Consider the following 1,173-nt stretch of genomic DNA (forward strand, 5'->3'; position numbering starts at 1 on the left):
ACCTAGTGTCTTGAGTTAAAAATTCGTTGCCTTATTTGCGTGATGTACTAACCTGGATTGCAGGGTTCGCAAATAACCGAGGCGACGATGAGAGGAAGACCGAAGGCGCCACTGGTTCTGAGTGGGTCGGAACGCGAACAGCTCATAGCGTTGACGATGCGGCGCAAGACGGCACAGGCACTTGCGCTGAGAGCGCGTATTGTGCTCGCTTGCGCCGAGGGCTTCGACAACAACACGGTCGCGACAAGACAACGTGTCACCTCGCATACGGTTTCGAAGTGGCGTTCGCGATTCATCAGTTACCGCGTGGACGGGTTGCTCGATGCCCCGCGCCCGGGCGCACCGAGGACGATCGAGGACGCGCAGGTGGACGCGGTCGTCGCACGCACGCTCGAATCCGTGCCCCCAGGCGCGACTCACTGGAGCACGCGAACAATGGCCCGCGAGATGGGAATGTCGCAGACAGCCGTGTCGCGGATCTGGCGTGCCTTCGGATTGCAACCGCATCGGCAGGCGACCTTCAAGCTCTCCACTGATCCATTTTTCGTCGACAAGGTGCGCGATATCGTCGGGCTGTATCTGGACCCGCCGCTCAAGGCGATGGTGTTATGCGTGGACGAGAAGAGCCAGATCCAGGCGCTGGACCGCACCCAACCTATGCTGCCGCTGGCCCCGGGCATCCCTGAGCGACGCACGCACGACTATATGCGTCACGGCACGACCACCCTGTTCGCGGCGCTGGACATCTCCACGGGCGAAGTCATTGGCGAACTGCATCGGCGTCATCGCAGCAGTGAATTCCTGCAGTTCCTGCGCACCATCGAAGCCAACGTGCCACCCCACCTGGACATCCATCTGGTGATGGATAACTACGGCACGCACAAAACCTCCTCGATCAATACGTGGCTGGCTCGCCATCCGCGTTTCCATGCGCATTTCACCCCCACCTCTGCTTCGTGGATTAACCAGGTCGAACGATGGTTTGCCACGCTCAGCGAGACATACATCCGCCGAGGCACGCATCGCTCCACCCGGCAACTCGAACAGGCGATCCGCCAATACATCCAGATCAACAACACTGATCCGAGACCTTTCAACTGGACCAAATCGGCCGACGACATCCTCGCCAGCGTCAAGCGATTTTGTCTACGAATTTCTAACTCGGGACACTAG

Annotated in this window: 1 protein-coding gene; it reads left to right on the top strand. The window is 59.3% G+C overall.

The features are described from left to right. Nucleotides 1–87: 87 nt before the first annotated feature. Nucleotides 88–1,173: an IS630 family transposase gene (locus tag NCT32_RS36910; RefSeq protein WP_061122033.1), complete on the top strand. Its 1,086-nt coding sequence runs from the start codon at nucleotides 88–90 to the stop codon at nucleotides 1,171–1,173.

Origin of the sequence: Caballeronia sp. INML2 (assembly GCF_023631365.1) — a bacterium.
Taxonomy (GTDB): Bacteria; Pseudomonadota; Gammaproteobacteria; order Burkholderiales; family Burkholderiaceae; genus Caballeronia; species Caballeronia turbans.